We start from the raw sequence: 20,920 nt of genomic DNA, 5'->3' as shown, positions 1-20,920 counted from the left end.
TTAAGATGTTAGTTCTACTGTTTCTTTTGTTTGTTCATTTTTTCCGGTATGCAGTTGTTTGCTGTAATATTTGTATAAAAAGTCATAAACAACCATTTCGTGCATTCTGTGTTTTGTTATAAAGATTCGGTTGCAAATCATGTGCACATAACTCAGCATGATATCATCAAGATAGGCTGGCAAACGATCTTCTTTGTTTATTTGTTTTATTGCTTTTACAAACTCCACATTACTTTTGGAACGCTCCTGAAGAATTTCAAGCAAAGGCGCATACATTTCGTCCATTGCGTTAGGATTCAAAAATGACTCTATATCCGATTCATACTTCACAAACAATTCATTGATTTGTTTGTTGAGTCGCCCGGAACGATTAAATTCTTTTCCAAAACCGGTTTTGGCAACATTAAACAATTTGATTTTTCCCTCCAGTATTACATCAAAATCATTTAAAAAGTGATCTATAGACAATAGGGCAAACATCCATCTTATTTTTTCTCCGGAATCTCCTTCGATCATATCCGTGAATTTTAGTGTACAGACACTATCATTAAAAAACAAGGATTCGGTTTCTTCGATAGCCTCATAACCGTAGCGTTGCAGCTCTCTGAGATAATTATCGGTTTGTGTTTTCCAGATAATTCGTGTTTTTTCAAGCGGTTCAATATATTGTCTTATGGTTTGAATGCAAGCGGTAAACAAATTACTGTTTTTTAATAAAACACGGAATCTGATGTGATGCCCCTGTACATCGTGATAGCGAATAAAAAACCACTTTTCGATCAGGTCTTTGGATTGCAATTCTTTGACAATAGGGTTGATTGCTCTGTTTAAAAGTTCTTCACCGGCTCTTTCACCGCAGTAAAATTTATAATAAAGCCATTTTTCTCCTATCGAAAAAGAGGTCGCTACGCCTTCCTGATTTTCTTTTGAAACAAACTGTTTTACAGTGGCAGCTTCCACTTTTTTCTCAATATTTTTATGCGCTGTGAAAATAATTTCATTGCAATAATTCGCTGTGATGGTATCTTCAGCAAATAAAAACTCTTTTAACTGAATGAAACTCTCCCCTTTAAGCATATAGTAAAATACATTACAACTCAAATCGTTGTTGAAGTTAATGAGCACTTCATTATCACCTTGAGAAATATAGATCAAATCAGGAATATTTCTCTTTGTTCTGAAATCGCGAATAAAATCGATTGTTTTAGATTCACCAACAGCCAGTATACTTTCAATTTCGGCTTTATTAATATTCCAGGTTGCTCTGCTTAAAACGGTGTCTTTGTAATTTACTCTTGGCAAAAAATCAAACTCATTTTGTAACGCTCCCCAGCCAAAACCAAAGCCAAAAGAGTTTTGATTTTGAAGATCACACAAGAAATGATAGATCGGTAAGGCATTCGAAGCAAAATTATGGGCATTACTCAATCGCGGAATTACTTCCTTGTTAAGTCTTTTAGAACGCAGAATAATTTTCCCTCCTTTTACAGAAACATACAAATCGTCTATCGTGATTTGATGATCGCTGTCTACCGAAGCATTTCCCAAATAAGGAATTTCATACTCTCTTTGAAAGTTTCTGTACAAAATATTTCCGGTTCTTGCCTGTGGCAGATGCACTATTTCTGCAACAATTTTATCGGCGTGCAGCTGATTTTCTATAGCGGTAACTTCATTACACAAATCCAGAATTTTTGTATCTAAATGACTGAATCTCCCGATTAGACTATTGGCAGAAGGACCACTTGCTGTTTTTAAATTGATCTTTTCAACTCCATTTTCATGAAATACATTTACAAATACCGAAAAACTGTCCGGATATAAAGACTCCCTTTCTTCAAATTTGTTAATTTCCTCATCCAATAAATCAATAACTTGCAGATTATTTTTTGTAGCGTGAATTAACTTCTTTAACAAAAATGTTTTTTTAGCATCCATTGAGATCTGATTACTATCTGAATGGCCAGTATTGATCAATAAATCTTCTACTAAAGGTGATTTTGCTCCCGAAATTTTTCCGTAACCAATACCTATGTCGGGATCCAGAACGCTCACCAAAGGTTGCTCATATTCTTCAAATCGCTCGAGGAATTTCTTTCTGAATTCTTTTAAATGTCCATTTTCTGAACCGGATTGCAATTTGTTTAAAACACTTAAAGCAGGACGCAAATTCTTGAGTGTTTTAAAACTAATAGAACCTTTTTCGATTTTTCTGAAACTGTCTACCTGAAACAATTTTGAGATATCAACATGTTCTAATTCTTCATTGACCAACTCATGAATCTCGGTATACAAAGCCGGATCATTACTGCTGTTTGTATCCAGAAAATTGATTTTCGCTTTTAAATTAGTGATGAGCTCTCTAATGACCGCTGCTTCATAAGAATCGAATCTTTCTTCAGAGAATATTCTCAACAATTTCTCAAAATAGTCCTCTCCGGTAATGGTAAACTCCAGTTCGGTTACAATAAACTGACTTTTAATAAGGGTATCCATAAATTCATTGGCATCCTGCAAAGAAATCTCATCAGAAACAAGTAGCTCGGCAAGTTGACTTAGTAAAACTCCATTTTTTGCTTTTTCAAATATCAGTTCTAAATAATCACTTATTTCAACTTCAGAAATTTTATGAAACCTTACATTGTCTTTAAAATAATACTCCACATAACGGTATTTATCAAAAACCGTATAAATTGAATTGTTGCTGTAAAATTTCAAAACATTTCTGATAGCATCATTTTTTATAATAACCGGCAAAAAGCTTCCTAAAAAATACATATCAAATTTGGTAAATCTTCCGAATGTACTTCTTGCGATATCCAGACTGGTCTCAGCATTTAAATCTACCGCTGCCACTGTAGAAAACATTCCAAATGGCGTGCTTCTGTTTGATAATCGGGAAGCATATTTGTACAAAGATCCTTTTAAACTTTTAAGTTCTTCCTCGGATTGAAAAGCTTCTCCTTTTTCCCACAAAAGCATTGCCTTGTAAATATTTGGGGAACCAATAAACAATGCTTCTCTGTTTTCTTTTTTAGAAAAAATTGCTGTAATTTTTTCCCAGGTAAGATCCGTTTGTTTTTCTTCAATTGGAGTTCTTACGATAGCCGTTTTTGTAAAAGAGTAATTTTTCATTTTTGCTAAAATTTCCTTAGTAAACAATTATATTATTCCACATATTATAATAGTATTCTTTTTTATTCATAAGCTCATCATGCGAGCCCGACTCAATGATCTCTCCTTTTTTAAAGGCATAAATAACATCTGCTTTTTTAATTGACTGTAATTTGTGTGCAATCACAATGATGGTTTTTCCCTGTGCACTCAACTCTTCGATTAAATTTTTGATTACCAGTTCAGATTCCGAATCAAGTGCCGAGGTTGCTTCATCAAGAATAAGAACTTCCGGATCTTTATAAAGTGCTCTTGCAAAAGCAATTCTTTGTCGCTCTCCTCCCGATAAGTTTGCACCAAACTCACCCAGATAGGTATTAAAGCCGTTGGATAAAGACTCTATAAAATCATAAGCCCCTACTTTTTTACTTACTTCAATTATTTTTTCCATATCCGGATTGGATTCTCCAATGGAAATGTTAAAAGCAATCGTTCCGTCAAAAAGCTCCACATTTTGAGGCACCGTGGTAATCAAAGCATTAATACTTCTTTTTGAAATGTAATTTAAGTCATATTCTCCAATTAGTATCTTCCCTTCTTTCGGATTGTAAATATTCTGGATTAATGAAGCAATCGTACTTTTTCCACTTCCGCTTTCCCCTACCAATGCTGTAAACTGACCTTTTTTGATGGTAAGATTTAAATCTTTAAAAATGTAACGTCCCAATTCATAAGAGAAATCAATATTTTTAAACTTAATATCACCAAAGTTACTTTTTGTCAAATTCACTTTCGATTCCATTTCTTCTCTGTCCAAATCCATAATTCCAAACAAACGATCTGAGGCAATCATGGCGTTCTGAATGGCCTGATTCGTACCGATTAATTGTGATGCCGGTCCTGTGAAATAGCCTATTATAGAATAAAAGGAAAACAATTCACCTGGAGTAATATCACCATCAATAGCATAATACGTCCCTACCCATAAAAGAATAATGGTAAACAGTCGGGAAATAAAATCAGTAGAAGTTCTGGCAAAAATTCCATTCATTCCCGATTTGTAAATGCTTTTTAGTAAATCAACAAATTTCAGCTCGGTTCTTATTTTAGAAAAATCCTCTAAAGACAATCGCTTAACTGTCCCAATATTTTTTATGGATTCTACCAATTGGGACTCCAAAAGCGCATTTTTCTCCATTATTTCACGTTCCGCTTTTTTATTTAACTTATTTGCAATTAGATAAATAATAACATAAAACGGGATGATCAACGAGATAATCAAAGCCAGTTTCCAATAAAACGAGAACATAAAAATAAACGAAAAAAATACAATTAGAATATTTACCGAAATACTCAAAGCAGTTTCATTTATTAAAGCCCGTATTTTTACCGCATCCCCTATTCTTGACATGATTTCACCAATTCGCATGGTATCAAAAAACTTTTGAGGCATCGTAAACAAATGTTTGTAATACCCTAAAATCAATCGGGAATCGATTTGCTGACTTGTTTTTAAGATAAAAACATCTTTTAAAACACTGTATAAAATTTGCAGCAACAAACAGGCAATCACAATAATACTCATTAGATTCAACAAGCTTTTATTTCCGCTCACGAGCACAAAATCGGTAATCTTACCTACGTATATTGATACCGAGAAACCGAGCAAAGTATATAAAACAGCTCCAATAATAGCTTGCAATAAAATGTATTTGTGAGGTTTCAATAAAAATAGTATTCTTCTCAAATTGGATATTTTCTCGTTTTTTTCTTTAAAAATATCATCGTCAGGAATTAAGATTAAAGCATAACCGGTAAATATTTCTTCAAAATCGGCAAAAGGCTTTTTTTCCAGTTTTCCGCTGGACGGATCCATCACCTGGATGTAATTTTTAGCTACTTTGTAAGCCACCATATAATGAGGAAACTCATGTCCGTCTTTTTTAATCAGGACATGTAAAAGAGCTGGTAAAGGCACATCTTTTAATCCTTCAAATTCTACTTTTACTCCTTTGGCAAGAAAACCTAATTTTACTGCAGCATCTCTTAATCCTAATAATGTTGTTCCTTTTTGAGTCGTACTGGCATATTGTCTAATTCTCGAAATAGGTAAACTTAAATTATAAAATTCTGAAATTGAAGCTAAACAAGCTGCACCACAATCTGAATGATCGTGTTGTTTTATTTCTATTTTACTCATTTTTGCTATTGTAAGGATTAAACCAATCTTCTACTTTGTCAAATAATAATTGAAATGCAGTTCTTTTAGTTAAGAAAAACCGGCTCGTTAAACTCATACCTTTTTTTAGGTTCCCTTTAGCTCCATTTTTTAAGGTTAAACTATCAGTAGATAGATTACTTTTTATTTTATAATAAGGAGCATCATTAACGATAAGCACATCTTTACTTATTTCAAAAATTTGTCCTTTTGCAAATCCCCATTGATTTGAATTAAAGGCATCTATTTGATAAATCGCATCACCTCCTTCTTTTAAATAACCAATTTCAGACGGGTTTACGTAGGTTTCTACAATAATGTTTTTATCCGGTGAAATTTCTACAATAGGGTTTCCGGTTGCAATTACGCTTCCTTTGTGAAAGCCCTGCATATTGATCAATTCACCATCAATAGGAGCAATTATGATATAATTATTCTCCTCTTCTTTGAGTTGTTTCTGTTTAGAATGAATGCTTTTATTATCCTGACTTAACTGAGTGTATTCTTTTTGCCAGGACAATTCAGCTTGTTTAATTACATTAATTCTGTCATTCTTAATTTTATCCAGTTCTAATTGTGCTTTTTCAAATTCCGATTTCGATATCACTTCTTTTTTATAAAGATGTTCTTTTCGGTCAAAATCGGTTTGCGTATTCTTAACCACTATATCAAGATTGTACAATTCCTGTTGGTGTTTTAAAAGCTCCTTTTTATACTGATCTGATTGTACCTGACCATAATTACGACGAATTAAATTACGCAGGTCATTCAGGTAAACGGAGTTTTCTGAACTCTGAATTGTATTTAAGTTCTCTCTTTCTTTTAATATATTATGATCTATTATCAGTAAAGTATCTCCTTTTTTGATTTTCTTATTTTCTTCCACATTAAAAAAGGAAATTTTACCACTTATAGGAGAGTAAAGTGTAAGCTTCTTTTCCTGTGGAATTATCGTTCCTCTACTCGTTGTATAAATATCTATATGTATAAAAGGTAACGAGACAAAAGCAATTAAAAGAGCCAAAAACGTAATCACAAATAAGCGTGATGTTTTTTTATTGTGTTTAGCAATATGACTTTCAACAGTGTTGTTTAAAATCTCTTCCGGGAAAATTTCTTTATCGCTCATGACTATGGTATTAATTACAGAACAAATGAACCTAATATTTAAGGAAGAAAAAAATGAAAAATACCCATTTTTATAAAAAATAGTGTCCTTTTTGAAATTCAAACAGTTGATTTTCAGTGATTTAATTTTAAATCAAATTGGTTTTGTATGAAAGCGGTTTGAGATCCGTTTTCAGGATTTAAAAGCACAAAAAAAGCATTATCAGTAAAACCGATAATGCTTTTTAGAAGAAACATGTTCGAAATTATGCTAAATGTATGGTTATGACGATACGATCCGGATTGCAAAAAGTTGAGCTTCTACCATCAATAGGATGTAATGAACCTACATTTAATTTCGTACAGCTATTTCATTTAAAAACAGCTTGTTGTTCACATTTTGTTTTTACAACAATAATTTACTCTAAGGCTTTAGTCACTAAATAACTGATTACTACTGTACAAACAGGAGTAGTTCCTCCGTCTACATCATTCATTTGATTGTCGTTTAATTCGACAACAGCTACTTTATTGAAAGCCAGTTTATTGTTTGGATTTTGCTTTTTCATCTTTGTTAAAATTTAAGGTTATTGGATTAGTCGGCTAAGATTGTAGTTACTAAATAACTAACTACTACAGTACAAAGAGGAGTAGTTCCTCCGTCTACGTCATGCATTTGATTGTCGTTTAATTCGATAACAGCTACTTTGTTGAAAGCTAACTTGTTGGTTGCATTTTGTTTTTTCATCTTTGTTAAAATTTAAGGTTATTGGATTAATCGGCTAAGATTGTAGCTACTAAATAACTGACTACTACAGTACAAACAGGAGTAGTTCCTCCGTCTACGTCATTCATTTGATTGTCGTTTAATTCGACAACAGCTACTTTGTTGAAAGCTAACTTGTTGGTTGCATTTTGTTTTTTCATCTTTGTTAAAATTTAAGGTTGTTGAATTAGTGGTCTAAGACCGTAGTCACTAAATAACTGACTACTATAGTACAAGGAACAGTAGTTCCTCCATCTACGTCATGCATTTGATTGTCGTTTAATTCGATAACAGCTACTTTATTGAAAGCCAGTTTATTGTTTGGATTTTGCTTTTTCATTTCTGTACTATATTACATTTGTTGTAATACTGTGATACTTGTATCTGCACAGCAACATCCTGTACAAGTCTCTCCTCCAAGGATTGTTGAACCACCGTTGATTTCAATAAGTGAATTGTCATTTAATTCTGTAACATCTGCTTTTTTAAAATACAGTTTGTTGTTTAGATTTATGCTTTTCATCAGAATTGATTTTTAATGATTGTTAATTTCGGTAAGATCGGATCACAGATGCAACCGGAATTTGGGTTGGTATCAGTATCTTGCCCCGTTATTACACCCCCATTAACATTTTTTAACTGTTGAACATTTAATTCTGCAACATTAGCTTTGTTGAAAGCCAATTTGGTTTGGTTTTGCTTTTTCATTTTTGTTAAGATTTAATAATTAATAGCCTTTTAAAATCACTAATTAAAATAAGGGCAAGTCAAATTGTCCCAAAAAATGCAGCTCGCTTTAATGAATAACAAGAATTTAAATGTTGGTCTATTCAACCTAAATTCCTAATAGCCCTCCTAAAATGGGCTATTGCGATTTAGTCCGGAAAAAATTCAGGCTTATCTAAAAAGCTTTGTAATTCGTTTTTTGATTGTTAGCAATAACGATTTTGATTGTTTTCCGCCATCATTATCTTCAATCTTGAAAATCAAATTTTTGCCAAGCCGTTTTTCGCCCGAATGATTACCGTTAGTCATAATTTTCATTTTTAAGCTAACAAGTCTGCGGTGTAGAAGTACTTTAGAAATAGTAAAAAAAAGTTTTATAAAAGACACTTTTTCTTTACCTTTGTAGAAGTAATTTCTGGCACCTTGTTAGGTATTACGTTTTTGTTAAAACACCTTATAAAACAGAGTCTCCACACTCTGTTTTATTTTTTTAATTTAAAGTGGTACTCATTTACATTTTCACCACTCTTCAAAACCAAAGTAGAAACCAATCTGATCTTCAGATTATATCTAAGACAAAGTAAAATCTTTTTTTTCTGTAAAAAAAAATAAAAACCCCCATATTTATAAAATAAGGGGGCTCTTTTTTAGATATAACTAATTGACTTGTATATAATTACAAACTTATTACTTGTCTTAATTTTCATTCATCTGATTTATCTTTTTTATATAAATCGAAGGGCTAATTCCTGTTGCAATCTTAAAATATTTCGTGAAAGACTCCGGGCTTTTGTAGCCAATTTCTTCCGAAATCGCATTGATCGAATAAGATCTTAGTTTGGTATTATTCTTTAATTCAATAATAATATAATTAATCCTTAGCTCATTTACGTACGAACTAAAGTTTTTATCCAGCTCACTATTGACAATTTTAGACAGATAAGCGGTATTTGTCTTTAATCTTTTAGCTACATTATGAAGTGTAAAGTCTTGTCTCAGGAACAATCTTTTCTCTTCGAGTTTAATTAGTTTATCTAAAATCTCTGTTCTTGTTTCATCTTTGATAATAAAATTAGAGGCCGTTGGCTCCTCAATGTCGGCAATATTATTTTCTTCTGTTACTTCATCATTAGAAGCGCTATTTATAGTGACCATATTGGTTGGAATAAACTCTGTTTCAAATTCTTCTTCTAATGGGTCAGCTTCCGCAATTTCATTATCACTAGCAGAAATACTGTTTTGTCGGTTTTCCTCAGCTACTTTTGGCTTCTGGTGTTCAAAGTCATTAATTTTTAGCAGTAGTTCCTCAAATTTCACCTGGTTTTGTATACCCTCTTTTCTTCTTTTAATATAATAACCGATAAACAAAAGAATTAAAAAACTTGTACACCCAAGCAATATCCATTTTTGATACTCTTGTGTTTTCTCTCTTTCCTTACTTTCGGTAATGTCTATTTTATATAAATGATCTACAGCCTCAATCCTTTTTTCGCCTATTTTCTTCGATTTTTCAATAAACTGACTATAATAATGGTTTGATTCTGAATAATTTTCGATGAATTTATAGTTTTCGGCCAATAAGTAATATATTTCAGCCAAGTATTCTGTAGGTATTTTTGAGGTTTGTCCCTTACTAAGGATCGATTTCAAAAGCAGTATCGCTTTATCGTAATCTTTTTGAAGTGAATACAATTGAGAGATCCTGATATTTATTTCTGTAATCAAATTATTGCTCTCAATTTTTTCAGCAATATTTAGGGCCTTATCGAAGGTTAATTTAGCGTTTTTAAAATCTTTTTTATCGATGTAAATTAAGCCCCGTTGACACAAGAAATGGATTTCATGCTCTTTTAAGTTGTATTTTTTCGATTCCTCGATACCACTTTTTATAAAAGCGTAGACAGCAGAATCCTGTTTATTTAAATGAATATAGGTTTTTACTAAACCCAATTTTATATCCAGTTTACTTACGTTACTAAAGCCCTCCTTAGACAAATTTTCTTTGTAGATTTTTAAGGCTTCCTGATATCTTCCTAATTCGTATGCAATACTCCCTCTTTTTATCGAAATATAATTGTAAGCACCTACATCATTGAGTTTTTTAGATAAAGTAACACATTCCTCATAAAGAGTTAAGGCTTCCTGAAAATCAAATTCGTTAAATAAATAATTCGCTTTATTGATTTTGAAAACCATTTCGAGCTTTTCGTTATCAATGGCATTGGCCTTATGGATTGCCTTATCGAAGTAATAAAAGGCACTGTCTTTTTGGGTTAAAGCACCACTTAAATCAGCCAGGAAACAATACGATTTTGCCTCTTCGACTACTAAATCATTGGTTTTAGCGTATTTTAATAACTTATGGCAGTAGTATTTTGCTTTACTCGGGTTGTTGTACAATAAATTTTTAACCGAGTCTTTATAGGTTTCAATTTTATTCTGTGAAAAGGTAAAATTGACTATAAACAATAAAAATAAGACCGGTATCTTATTTACTGTATTCATATTCATTTATTTTTAATATAGAGCATTAATAATCAGCTATTTAATAGTACTGAATTATAGGCTATTTTTATAAATCTGGGGATTTATAACTTTTTTTGTTGGATTTTTTGAAATAATTTCACAAACAATTCAAAAAACAATTCCAAAACCAAAGATTATGAAAAAAATTAACTTAAAAAAATTAGTTTTAAAAAAAACGAATATCATAGAACTAAGCTCAGATGAGGCAAGATTAATTGTAGGAGGTAATACTACTCCTTCTAATACTACTACAGGACCACTGGATCAGACAGACCCACGAAGCATGTATTCCATGTTTTGCCGTTAAAAGATAAATCTCTCAATACTAAAGAACGACTCCATTGGGTCGCTCTTTTTCTTTTGTATAAAAGTTACTAAGGTTTTCAGGTGCTAAATTCCTAAGCTCTAATTTCAAACTGATGACTATTGGAATTCCTGTCTTTGAAAAACTAACTTAAAAAATCCTTACAATAATATTTTAGTCGATAGAAAACTCAGAATCTGAGAATCTCAGCACCTAAAAACCTTAGCATCTTTAAAATTAAAAATACACTCTCACAAAAGGCATAAACCCGGATCCGTACAAACTTCTGTCCGGATCATATAAAACATCGTAACGAGCCCCAATGGTAACACTTCCGGTTCTGTAACCTGCACCAAGGTATAAAGCTGTATTCCAATAATCATCGGTATAAGAAGGCCTGAAATTATTTGCTTTATAATCTGTGTTTACACGCACCTGTTCTAATTCTGCCGATAACTGAATTTCCGGAATCGGATTTACCAAACCAACGAGACTTCCCCCGTAAACAAAAGATTCATAATAGTTTTTCGAAGACAGATACCCAAACTGTAACCCTACTCCCACAGATACAATCGGATTAACATTGTAAATAGCGCTTGGCATAACCGAAATATCAGTATAACCAGAGCCAATTCCCAGACCAAGGCCTCCACCAAATTGGACTTTATCCCAAAAAGCACTGCTATTGTCAATAACATACTTTGGCTGTTGCTGTGCAATTGTCAGATTTGAAAATAAGAACATCAAAATCACAAAAACTGATTTGAAAACGATTGAAAAATGATTTTTTCTCATAGCTTGCTCCATTTTTAACATATTTTTACGTAAAAGTACGCAAAAAAAGGATCTTAATAAAGGCGATTGTTGTACTTTTGCCATTCTATTTAACAAAAAGTATATTCACTAATATTATGGATAGGTTTTCATTTTTAAATGCAGCGCATACAGAGTTTTTCGCACAACTATATGATCAATATTTAGTAAATCCAGATAGCGTTGAGCCAAGCTGGAGAAGCTTCTTTCAAGGTTTTGACTTTGGAATGACAACTTATAATGACGAAAATCCTGTTCAACAAATCGTTGAATTTGCTGCTAACAACACCGATTACACTCAGGTTTCTGAAAAATTACAAAAAGAATTTAACGTATTAAAATTAATTGACGGATACCGCACTCGTGGCCATTTGTTTACCAAAACAAACCCGGTTCGTGATCGTAGAATTTCTTCTCCTTCTTTAGATATCGAGAACTTCGGATTATCAACTGCTGATTTATCTATTGTTTTTGATGCTGCAAAAGTTATCGGAGTAGCACCATGTTCTTTACAAGACATTATTACTCGTCTTCAGGCTATTTACTGCCAACATATTGGTATTGAATACATGTATATCAGAAATCCTAATGTTGTAAAATGGATTCAGGACAAATTGGCTGTAAATGTAAATCAGCCTAGTTTTTCAGGTGATGAAAAGAAAATCATATTAGAAAAATTAAATGAAGCGGTTTCTTTCGAGAACTTTTTACATACTAAATACGTAGGTCAAAAAAGATTCTCATTAGAAGGTGGAGAAACTATCATCCCTGCACTTGATGCTTTAATCGAAAAAGCGGCTGAAAAAGGTGTTGAACAATTCGTAATGGGAATGGCTCACCGTGGTCGTCTGAACGTTTTGGCAAACATCTTCGGAAAATCAACTCAGGATATCTTTGGTGAATTTGACGGTAAAGATTACGATCAGGAATATTTTGACGGTGACGTAAAATACCACCTAGGTCTTACTGCTGACAAGAAAACAAGAACAGGAAAAAACATCAATATCAATTTAGCACCAAACCCTTCTCACTTAGAGACTGTTGGAGCTGTAATTGAAGGAATCACAAGAGCAAAACAAGATAAATATTATGCTGATGATTTCTCAAAAGTATTGCCTATCGCCGTTCACGGTGATGCTGCAATTGCCGGTCAGGGAATTTTGTATGAAATCATCCAAATGGCACAACTTGACGGTTACAAAACCGGAGGTACCATTCATATTGTAATCAACAATCAGGTTGGATTTACTACCAACTATTTAGACGCACGTTCTTCTACGTATTGTACAGATGTTGCCAAAGTAACACTTTCACCGGTATTACACGTAAATGCAGACGATGCAGAAGCGGTTGTACATGCGGTATCTTTTGCTTTAGACTACAGAATGCAATTCGGACGTGACGTATTTATCGACTTGTTAGGATACAGAAAATACGGTCATAACGAAGGTGACGAGCCTCGTTTTACACAACCGGTTTTATATAAAATCATCGCTAAACATAAAAATCCAAGAGATATTTATGCAGAAAAATTATTGTCTGACGGCGTAATCGATGCTACTTATGTAAATGGATTAGAAAAAGAATACAAATCAAATATGGAGGAGAACTTAGAAGCTTCCCGTAAAAAAGATTTGACCATCATAACACCATTCATGCAAAATGAATGGAAAGGATTTGTTCAGGTTTCTGATGATGCTATGTTAAAAAAGGTAGATACTACTTTTCCAAAAGAAGGTTTGGATTCTATCGTTAACACTATATCGACATTACCATCTGACAAAAAGTTCATCAATAAAATCACCAAAATTGTATCTGACAGAAAAACAGGATACGACAACAATACATTAGACTGGGGAACTGCAGAAGCATTAGCTTACGGTTCGCTTCTGACAGAAGGTTTTGATGTTAGAATTTCAGGACAGGATGTTGAGCGTGGTACATTCTCTCACCGTCATGCAGTAGTTAAGGTAGAAGATTCTGAAGAAGAAGTAATCTTACTTAACGGTATCGAAAACAAGAAAGGAAGATTCGGTGTATTCAATTCGCTTTTATCTGAGTATGGTGTTCTTGGTTTTGATTACGGATATGCATTAGCTAATCCGAAAGCATTAACGATCTGGGAAGCACAGTTTGGAGATTTCTCTAACGGAGCTCAAATTATGATTGACCAGTACATTTCATGTGGTGAAGACAAATGGAACAACCAAAATGGTATTGTTTTATTGTTGCCACACGGATACGAAGGACAAGGTGCTGAGCACTCTTCTGCAAGAATGGAGCGTTATTTACAATTATGCGCCAGACATAATATGTATGTTGCTGACTGTACAACACCGGCCAACTTTTTTCACTTGTTGAGAAGACAAATGAAAACTGATTTCCGTAAACCATTAGTAGTTTTCTCTCCAAAAAGTTTATTGCGTGACCCAAGATGTGTGTCTACAGTAGATGAATTGGCAAACGGAAGTTTCCAGGAAACGATTGACGATGCTACAGTAAATAAAAAAGAAGTAAAGACTTTGGTTTTCTGTACAGGTAAATTCTACTATGACATTGTTGCAGAAAGAGAAAACAACGGAAGAAATGATGTTGCAGTGGTTCGTATCGAGCAATTATTCCCTTTCCCTGTTGAGCAAATCAAAGAAATCATCGCACAATATCCAAATGCTGATGATTATGTTTGGGCACAGGAAGAGCCTAAAAACATGGGAGCTTACAGCTTTATGCTGATGAATTTTGATCTTGTAAAATGGAGATTAGCTTCATTAAAAGCATACGCTGCTCCGGCATCAGGAAGTTACACACGTGCAAAACGTCGTCATGCAGATGCGATCAGAATGGTATTTGATAAAAATTTATTTAGATAATAAAAAATAATTGTTTCAAGTTTCAAGTTTCAAGTTTTGTAATAAACCTGAAACTTGAAACAAACTAAACTTTAAACAACGAAATAAGATGATTTTAGAAATGAAAGTCCCATCACCAGGGGAATCAATTAAAGAAGTTGAAATTGCAACTTGGTTAGTAAAAGACGGTGATTATGTAGAGAAAGATCAGGCTATTGCCGAAGTTGATTCAGACAAAGCAACTCTTGAATTACCAGCGGAAGCAAGCGGAATAATTACGCTAAAAGCAGAAGAAGGTGATGCAGTAGCGGTAGGAGCTATTGTTTGTTTAATTGATACAGGCGCAGCAAAACCGGCAGGTGATGCTCCGGCTGCACCAGCAGTTGAAGCTCCAAAAGCAGAGGCTCCTAAAACCGAAGTAAAAGCAGAAGCTCCAAAAGCAGCCCCTGCTCCAACAACTTATGCTTCAGGAACTCCGTCTCCGGCAGCAAGAAAAATATTAGACGAAAAAAATATCGCTCCGGCAACAATTTCAGGAACCGGTAAAGGAGGAAGAATTACTAAAGATGATGCTGTAAATGCAGTACCTTCTATGGGAACTCCAACTGGAGGAAGCCGTGGAACTGAACGCACAAAATTATCTATGTTACGTCGTAAAGTAGCAGAGAGATTAGTAGCGGCTAAAAACGAAACGGCAATGTTAACTACTTTCAATGAAGTTAACATGACCCCAATCAACCAAATTCGTAACGAATACAAAGATGCTTTCAAAGCAAAACATGGTGGTCTTGGTTTAGGTTTCATGTCATTCTTTACAAAAGCAGTTACAAGAGCTTTACAATTATATCCGGATGTTAACTCAATGATGGATGGTGATTACAAAGTTGCTTACGATTTTGCTGACATCTCTATCGCAGTTTCAGGACCAAAAGGATTAATGGTACCTGTAGTTCGTAATGCTGAATTATTGACTTTCCGCGGAATTGAAGCAGAAATCAAAAGATTAGCACTTAGAGCTCGTGACGGTCAAATCACGGTTGACGATATGACTGGTGGTACCTTTACCATTACCAATGGTGGTGTTTTTGGAAGTATGTTGAGTACTCCAATTATCAACCCTCCTCAATCAGGAATCTTAGGAATGCACAATATTATTGAGCGTCCAATTGCTGTAAACGGTAAAGTAGAAATTCACCCAATGATGTATGTTGCCCTTTCTTATGACCACAGAATTATTGACGGTCGTGAGTCTGTTGGTTTCTTGGTTGCTGTGAAAGAAGCATTAGAAAACCCATTAGAGTTATTGATGAATGGCGATGCTAAACGTGCTTTAGAGTTGTAATTCAACCAGTTTTATAAAAAATCAAATCCTGCTTAAATTAATAAGCAGGATTTTTTTTGTTCCAACGACAACATAAGCAGATTAATCTGTCATTTTTTCAAATAAATATAAAATTGTCCCTTTAAAAGAGTATTTTATTTAGAATAAGTAAAAATAATTTGGCTCATTAGGATTCTACACTTAAATTTGCGCTATTAAAAACAATTCTAAACAATATGAAAACCAAATACTCAGTATCTTTTTTGGCTTTTTTCTTTGTTCTATTGGCAAGTACAACTGCCTGGGCACAACAAAAAGCAACTATAAAAGGTCAAATTACCCTAACTAATAACCAGTCAGCAGATAATATTTCTGTAGTATTAAAAGGAACCAAAATCGGAACAGTTACAAATGACCAGGGTTACTACGAAATTAAAAATATCAAACCCGGAAACTATGTAATCCGCGTTACCGGAATCGGGCATTCAGCAAAAGAAAGACACGTAACATTAAACTACGAAGATATAATAACAGAAAATTTCTCGATAGAAGCTAATTCTGAAGAACTTGGAGAAGTAGTTATAGATTCTAAAAGAACAAACAAATTTACCAGAACAGAAAGTGAATACGTTTCGCGCATACAACTAAAAAACCTTGAAAATGCACAGGTATATAATATTGTAAGCAAAGAGTTGATGGCCGATCAAATGATCACCAATCAAGACGATGCCTTAAAAAATATTCCGGGTATTTATCAGTTATGGTCTGCCAGTGGACGCGCAGGTGATGGTGGATCTTATTTTGCTTCTCGTGGTTTCGTTACACAAAGTTTAATTCGAAATGGTGTTGCCGGTTCTACAATTGGTAATTCAGATGCCAGCAATATCGAACGCATCGAAAGCATAAAAGGACCTTCAGCTACCCTTTTCGGTTCTGTACTTACTTCTTACGGAGGGTTAGTAAACCGTGTAACCAAAAAGCCTTATGAGTCTTTCGGAGGAGAGGTTAACTATCAGACCGGAAGTTATGGTTACAATCGTCTGACTGCAGATGTAAATACACCTTTAAATGAAGACAAAACCGCTTTATTCCGCGTAAATGCAGCCTACAACAATGGCAATACTTTTCAGGATTTCGGTACTAATAAAAGTTATTTCTTTGCTCCTTCTTTCAGTTATAAATTCAGCGAAAGATTATCTGTTTCGATTGAAGCAGAATTCAATAGCCTGAACGGATCAGGATTCCATACTATTTATTTAGGCGCACTACCGTCAGCAATTGGTTTCAATAGTGTAAATGATTTAAAATATGATTTTAAACGTTCGTTCTACGGAAGTGACCTTATAACAAAAACAAGAAGTACAAATATTTTCGGTCAGGTAAACTACAAGATGTCTGATAGCTGGAATTCGCAAACCGTAATTACCACTATCACCAATACATCAGTAGGCCCACAAGCCTGGTTCTACCTATTACCAAACAATACTTTCTCACGTAATGCATGGAAAGTAGACGGAACAAGTAATGCTATTGAATTCCAACAAAACTTTACCGGTGATTTCAACATCGGAAATGTACGCAATCGTGTGTTGATTGGTGGTGACATTTACCACATCACAGACCGAACAAGCAGAACAATAGGACCTAAAGGTTTTGAGTTTGACAAAGTAGATTATACCGCTGCAAACACAAATTACTACGCTTTTAACCAAGCTGCTCTTGAACAAACTTTATCCGGAACGCCATACAGTAACAACCGTACTAATATCACTACTTACAGCGCTTACGTTTCTGATGTAGTTAATATCACGGATCAGTTAATTGTTTCTGCAGGTCTTCGTTTTGACAATTACGACAACAAAGGAATTTTTAATCCGGCTACCAATCTTACAACCGGAGCATTCTCTCAAAATGCCTTTTCTCCTAAATTTGGGGTTGTGTACCAAATTGTAAAAGATCAGCTTTCGGTATTCGGAAACTATCAAAACAGTTTCACGAATAAAGGTTTCTTAAATGCCAATGTAAACGGAAAACTTGAATTGGTTAAATTTGATCCGGAAAAAGCGAATCAATTTGAAGCTGGTATTAAACTAAACGCTTTTGATAACAAATTAAGCGCAAACTTGAGCTATTACGACATAAAAGTTGAAAATGTGGTACGTGCAGACATCAGCTTACCAAACGCCAATATACAAGATGGAAATCAAAGAAGTAAAGGATTTGAAGCTGAAATCACCTCTAATCCAATTGCGGGATTAAACTTTACTGTTGGTTATGCCTACAATGACAGCAAAATGGAAAAAGGTAATGCCAACGTAAACGGTTTAAGACCCGTAACTGCTGGTCCGGTAAATCTGGCAAACTTCTGGGCAAGCTATACCGCTCAAAGTACTAACCTTAAAGGATTAGGAATTGGAATTGGAGGAAATTATGGAAGTGAAAGCCTTATCGCGAATGCAAATACAGCAACCGGAAGAGAAACTTTCAGTCTTCCTTCTTACACAGTTCTTAACTCAACTATTTTTTACGATCAGCCTAAATACAGAATCTCTTTAAAAGTAAACAACTTCACTGACGAATTGTACTTTAACGGATATACGACAATCAATGTTCAGGCTCCAAGAACTTTCTTCGGATCTGTAACTTATAAATTCTAATAAAAAGCACAAAGACATCTTTCTGCCAAACTACAGAAAGATGTCTTTAAAATTTATAAAACCATGATAACAATAGCCAGCCTTTTCGTTTTTATCTCTTTTTATATGTTTTATTATACCTCCAAAAGAGCGGCGCTGACTTACAACTACAGCTTCGAAAAATGGATGAACAACAACCCCAAACAAACCAAAATTACCGGATTATTTTTTCTTCTTTTGGCTTATTCTTTTTGGCTATTTACTACTGCATTAGGCTCAGGAACTTTGTTGTTTTTTATACAACTAATGACTATTGGAAGTTTAATAATTATACTTACGCCTTTAAAAGTCATAAACAGCAAAGCAGTTGCGCTACTTTTTATTCTGACAGGAGTTATAGAAATTTATTATTATTAAAATATGCCGGCAAATCCTAAATACCTTACGCAGTCTAAATGGCAGCGTTTCCTAAAAATATCAGCTGCCATACTTGGCGGCTATTTCGTTTCTGTAACCTTCCACTTGGCTTTGGCCTCCTGGATGAATCATGTAAATGTGATTATGACCATGGCTTTTTCAGGTTTTATCCTTTGGGTTGCTCTGATGGTAGTGGCCTTCTTAGCAAAAAGCGGATTAAAAATTTGGGGAATATACCTTTTACTTACCCTGATTTTCTGCGGCATCATCTATCTCGGACAAACCTATAATCCTATTACCAAATAACTAATGAACAACAGAAACTATAATATCTATTTTCATACACATACCGTAAGTGGTATTGTGATAAGCGTGGTGTTGTTTGTTATTTTCTTCGCCGGATCCTTTTCCTTTTTCAAAGATGAAATAATCAACTGGGAACGAGGCGAGACTGCTCCTATCACCAAAGAAATTCAACTCAATTACAATGCAACTTTAGACACTTTAGACAAAAGATATACTTTACACGGGAGAAATATCTCTATCTCTAAAGCCACAAACGAAAATCGTGTTAACGTTTACATGGAAGGCACCAAAGACTCTTTGGCTCCCGCTAAACTAAAAGAAGGCCAGTTTTTTTATTTGCATACACAGAATCTCAAAACACAAACCTATGAAGAAGCTTATTCTTTAGGAGAGTTTTTATACCGCCTACATTTTCTGGCACAAATTCCTTATCCCGTTGGTTATTATCTTTCGGGTTTTACCGCATTATTCTTCTTGTTTGCAATTGTGACCGGAGTTTTATTACACTGGAATAAAATTGTATCTAATTTCTACATCTTTCGACCAAAAGAAAAACTAAAAACACTATGGACTGATGCCCACACCGCATTGGGAATGATTGGACTGCCTTTTCAATTTGTATATGCTGTTACCGGAGCTTTTTTTATGATCAAACTGCTTATTGTAGCACCAAGCGTTATGGCTTTATACAAAGGCGATCAAAACAAATTATACGATGATCTGGAATACAACAATCCGGAGTTTAAATTTGAAAATAAAAAATTAGCAAACCCTTTTAACATTAATGAATTTGTAGCGAAAACCAAAAGCAACTGGAAAGATTTTGAAATCACCAGCGTTCAAATTCAAAACTACGGTGACAACAGCATGCATGTTATCGTGGAAGGAGAATTGCCTTATGATAAAAAATTTACAGCCTTTGGAAAAGTAATTTACAACGTTGCAACCGGTAAAGTCATTGCTAAAAAAGACCCGATCACCGAAAACAAATACTTAGACGGAGTTAAAAATGTCCTGTACCGCATTCACTTTGGTGATTATGGTGGATACGCTCTTAGGATAATCAGTTTTGTACTTGGTATTATTACTTGTTTTGTAATTATATCGGGAGTTATGATTTGGCTGGTGGCCAGAGACAAGAAAAATATGCCGGAGAAAAAACGTCGTTTTAACAACTCCGTAGTACGTATTTATTTAGCACTTTGTCTGAGCATGTATCCGGTTACTGCACTTGCTTTTATTGTAAATAAAATATTTTATCCTCTTACTCAAAACAATATTTACAGCGTCTATTTTATCAGCTGGTTGGTACTGACTATCTTCTTTCTAATCAAAAGAGACATTAATTTCACCAATAAATGGTCTCTGATTTCCGGAAGTATTTTAGGCTTCTTAGTCCCGATAACAAATGGTATCTGCACCGGAAACTGGTTTTGGAAAACATTTGCCAACAATCAGATTCAGATTTTCTTTATTGATATTTTCTGGATTGTTTTAGCCGCGATTACACTCTATGTTTCTTTTAAATTAAAAAAGGTACAGAGTCAATAAATCACAGCCTTATGGAAAAATCTCGCAAAGACGCCAAGTCGCCAAGTTTTTTGCACGCAGATTTTGCAGATCCCGCAGATTTATTTGAGTTGTTTCCTGCGGAAGACTAAATCCAAAGAATAATCTTTTTTTATAGAACGCAAATCAGCTAAATCTGCAAAATCTGCGTGAGTTATAAAAAACTCCGCGACTTGGCGACTTGGCGAGAAATATTTGAAGCATAACAACAAACCTAATCCTTGCGAATCAAACCCGGTAAGTTAAAA

The 20,920-nt window shown here is 34.2% G+C and carries 18 protein-coding genes; 7 read left to right on the top strand and 11 right to left on the bottom strand.

Going from position 1 to position 20,920, the window contains the following annotated elements; translation table 11 throughout:
* The 10 genes from G3A47_RS07845 to G3A47_RS07800 all read right to left on the bottom strand — a co-directional run bounded on the left by G3A47_RS07845 (window position 1) and on the right by G3A47_RS07800 (window position 10,436).
* Window positions 1-3,135 carry a lantibiotic dehydratase gene (locus tag G3A47_RS07845; RefSeq protein WP_166921620.1) on the bottom strand — a complete coding sequence of 1,045 codons (3,135 nt, stop codon included), beginning with the start codon at window positions 3,133-3,135 and terminating at the stop codon, window positions 1-3.
* Window positions 3,136-3,151: 16 nt separating this feature from the next.
* Complete coding sequence (locus tag G3A47_RS07840) at window positions 3,152-5,314, bottom strand: peptidase domain-containing ABC transporter (RefSeq protein ID WP_166921619.1); 2,163 nt, start codon at window positions 5,312-5,314, stop codon at window positions 3,152-3,154.
* Complete coding sequence (locus G3A47_RS07835) at window positions 5,307-6,461, bottom strand: HlyD family secretion protein (RefSeq protein ID WP_166921618.1); 1,155 nt, start codon at window positions 6,459-6,461, stop codon at window positions 5,307-5,309. The genes G3A47_RS07840 and G3A47_RS07835 overlap by 8 nt, the downstream gene beginning before the upstream one ends.
* 397 nt (window positions 6,462-6,858) lie before the next feature.
* Window positions 6,859-7,008: a class I lanthipeptide gene (locus tag G3A47_RS07830; protein ID WP_166921617.1), complete on the bottom strand. Its 150-nt coding sequence runs from the start codon at window positions 7,006-7,008 to the stop codon at window positions 6,859-6,861.
* A gap of 26 nt (window positions 7,009-7,034) precedes the next feature.
* Entirely contained in the window at window positions 7,035-7,187 is a 153-nt protein-coding gene (locus tag G3A47_RS07825) for a class I lanthipeptide (protein WP_166921616.1), read from the bottom strand.
* Between the two features lie 26 nt (window positions 7,188-7,213).
* Entirely contained in the window at window positions 7,214-7,366 is a 153-nt protein-coding gene (locus G3A47_RS07820) for a class I lanthipeptide (RefSeq protein ID WP_166921615.1), read from the bottom strand.
* Between the two features lie 26 nt (window positions 7,367-7,392).
* Entirely contained in the window at window positions 7,393-7,545 is a 153-nt protein-coding gene (locus G3A47_RS07815; protein WP_166921614.1) for a class I lanthipeptide, read from the bottom strand.
* 12 nt (window positions 7,546-7,557) lie between these two features.
* On the bottom strand, window positions 7,558-7,728 hold the full coding sequence (locus G3A47_RS07810) for a class I lanthipeptide (RefSeq protein ID WP_166921613.1): 171 nt from the start codon (window positions 7,726-7,728) through the stop codon (window positions 7,558-7,560).
* Complete coding sequence (locus tag G3A47_RS07805; protein WP_166921612.1) at window positions 7,728-7,913, bottom strand: class I lanthipeptide; 186 nt, start codon at window positions 7,911-7,913, stop codon at window positions 7,728-7,730. Before G3A47_RS07805 ends, G3A47_RS07810 begins: the two co-directional genes overlap by 1 nt.
* Window positions 7,914-8,627: 714 nt before the next feature.
* The gene (locus G3A47_RS07800; protein WP_166921611.1) at window positions 8,628-10,436 is read right to left on the bottom strand and encodes a helix-turn-helix domain-containing protein; all 1,809 of its coding nucleotides are present in this window, start codon (window positions 10,434-10,436) and stop codon (window positions 8,628-8,630) included.
* Between the two features lie 157 nt (window positions 10,437-10,593).
* On the opposite strand from G3A47_RS07800, the gene G3A47_RS07795 reads away from it, so the two are divergent.
* Entirely contained in the window at window positions 10,594-10,764 is a 171-nt protein-coding gene (locus tag G3A47_RS07795) for a hypothetical protein (RefSeq protein ID WP_166921610.1), read from the top strand.
* A 234-nt stretch (window positions 10,765-10,998) separates the two neighbouring features.
* On the opposite strand, the gene G3A47_RS07790 is transcribed toward G3A47_RS07795, so the two are convergent.
* Window positions 10,999-11,556 carry a hypothetical protein gene (locus G3A47_RS07790; protein WP_166921609.1) on the bottom strand — a complete coding sequence of 186 codons (558 nt, stop codon included), beginning with the start codon at window positions 11,554-11,556 and terminating at the stop codon, window positions 10,999-11,001.
* 116 nt (window positions 11,557-11,672) lie between these two features.
* Here G3A47_RS07790 and G3A47_RS07785 point away from each other — a divergent pair, with 116 nt between their 5' ends.
* From G3A47_RS07785 to G3A47_RS07760, 6 genes are all read left to right on the top strand, one after another.
* Entirely contained in the window at window positions 11,673-14,444 is a 2,772-nt protein-coding gene (locus tag G3A47_RS07785) for a 2-oxoglutarate dehydrogenase E1 component (RefSeq protein WP_166921608.1), read from the top strand.
* Window positions 14,445-14,532: 88 nt separating this feature from the next.
* Complete coding sequence (gene odhB / locus G3A47_RS07780) at window positions 14,533-15,765, top strand: 2-oxoglutarate dehydrogenase complex dihydrolipoyllysine-residue succinyltransferase (protein ID WP_166921607.1); 1,233 nt, start codon at window positions 14,533-14,535, stop codon at window positions 15,763-15,765.
* Window positions 15,766-15,980: 215 nt separating this feature from the next.
* Window positions 15,981-18,401: a TonB-dependent receptor gene (locus G3A47_RS07775; protein ID WP_166921606.1), complete on the top strand. Its 2,421-nt coding sequence runs from the start codon at window positions 15,981-15,983 to the stop codon at window positions 18,399-18,401.
* 63 nt (window positions 18,402-18,464) lie between these two features.
* Window positions 18,465-18,797 (top strand): hypothetical protein, encoded by a 333-nt coding sequence (locus G3A47_RS07770; protein WP_166921605.1) that lies wholly within the window; start codon window positions 18,465-18,467, stop codon window positions 18,795-18,797.
* 3 nt (window positions 18,798-18,800) lie between these two features.
* Window positions 18,801-19,103 carry a hypothetical protein gene (locus G3A47_RS07765; RefSeq protein ID WP_166921604.1) on the top strand — a complete coding sequence of 101 codons (303 nt, stop codon included), beginning with the start codon at window positions 18,801-18,803 and terminating at the stop codon, window positions 19,101-19,103.
* 3 nt (window positions 19,104-19,106) lie between these two features.
* The gene (locus G3A47_RS07760; protein ID WP_166921603.1) at window positions 19,107-20,654 is read left to right on the top strand and encodes a PepSY-associated TM helix domain-containing protein; all 1,548 of its coding nucleotides are present in this window, start codon (window positions 19,107-19,109) and stop codon (window positions 20,652-20,654) included.
* Window positions 20,655-20,920: the final 266 nt, after the last annotated feature.

It is taken from the genome of Flavobacterium poyangense, assembly GCF_011751075.1.
In the GTDB taxonomy this organism is placed as follows: domain Bacteria; phylum Bacteroidota; class Bacteroidia; order Flavobacteriales; family Flavobacteriaceae; genus Flavobacterium; species Flavobacterium poyangense.
This window is presented reverse-complemented; position numbering and strand designations above follow the sequence as displayed.

Excerpts from the sequence above, each read along its gene's own strand:
- G3A47_RS07825 (WP_166921616.1), bottom strand. The coding sequence starts at position 7,187 with ATGAAAAAACAAAATGCAACCAACAAGTTAGCTTTCAACAAAGTAGCT.
- G3A47_RS07805 (WP_166921612.1), bottom strand. The coding sequence starts at position 7,913 with ATGAAAAAGCAAAACCAAACCAAATTGGCTTTCAACAAAGCTAATGTT.
- G3A47_RS07775 (WP_166921606.1), top strand. The coding sequence starts at position 15,981 with ATGAAAACCAAATACTCAGTATCTTTTTTGGCTTTTTTCTTTGTTCTA.
- G3A47_RS07830 (WP_166921617.1), bottom strand. The coding sequence starts at position 7,008 with ATGAAAAAGCAAAATCCAAACAATAAACTGGCTTTCAATAAAGTAGCT.
- G3A47_RS07760 (WP_166921603.1), top strand. The coding sequence starts at position 19,107 with ATGAACAACAGAAACTATAATATCTATTTTCATACACATACCGTAAGT.
- G3A47_RS07795 (WP_166921610.1), top strand. The coding sequence starts at position 10,594 with ATGAAAAAAATTAACTTAAAAAAATTAGTTTTAAAAAAAACGAATATC.
- G3A47_RS07770 (WP_166921605.1), top strand. The coding sequence starts at position 18,465 with ATGATAACAATAGCCAGCCTTTTCGTTTTTATCTCTTTTTATATGTTT.
- G3A47_RS07845 (WP_166921620.1), bottom strand. The coding sequence starts at position 3,135 with ATGAAAAATTACTCTTTTACAAAAACGGCTATCGTAAGAACTCCAATT.
- G3A47_RS07810 (WP_166921613.1), bottom strand. The coding sequence starts at position 7,728 with ATGAAAAGCATAAATCTAAACAACAAACTGTATTTTAAAAAAGCAGAT.
- G3A47_RS07785 (WP_166921608.1), top strand. The coding sequence starts at position 11,673 with ATGGATAGGTTTTCATTTTTAAATGCAGCGCATACAGAGTTTTTCGCA.
- G3A47_RS07800 (WP_166921611.1), bottom strand. The coding sequence starts at position 10,436 with ATGAATACAGTAAATAAGATACCGGTCTTATTTTTATTGTTTATAGTC.
- odhB (WP_166921607.1), top strand. The coding sequence starts at position 14,533 with ATGATTTTAGAAATGAAAGTCCCATCACCAGGGGAATCAATTAAAGAA.
- G3A47_RS07840 (WP_166921619.1), bottom strand. The coding sequence starts at position 5,314 with ATGAGTAAAATAGAAATAAAACAACACGATCATTCAGATTGTGGTGCA.
- G3A47_RS07790 (WP_166921609.1), bottom strand. The coding sequence starts at position 11,556 with ATGAGAAAAAATCATTTTTCAATCGTTTTCAAATCAGTTTTTGTGATT.
- G3A47_RS07835 (WP_166921618.1), bottom strand. The coding sequence starts at position 6,461 with ATGAGCGATAAAGAAATTTTCCCGGAAGAGATTTTAAACAACACTGTT.
- G3A47_RS07765 (WP_166921604.1), top strand. The coding sequence starts at position 18,801 with ATGCCGGCAAATCCTAAATACCTTACGCAGTCTAAATGGCAGCGTTTC.
- G3A47_RS07815 (WP_166921614.1), bottom strand. The coding sequence starts at position 7,545 with ATGAAAAAGCAAAATCCAAACAATAAACTGGCTTTCAATAAAGTAGCT.
- G3A47_RS07820 (WP_166921615.1), bottom strand. The coding sequence starts at position 7,366 with ATGAAAAAACAAAATGCAACCAACAAGTTAGCTTTCAACAAAGTAGCT.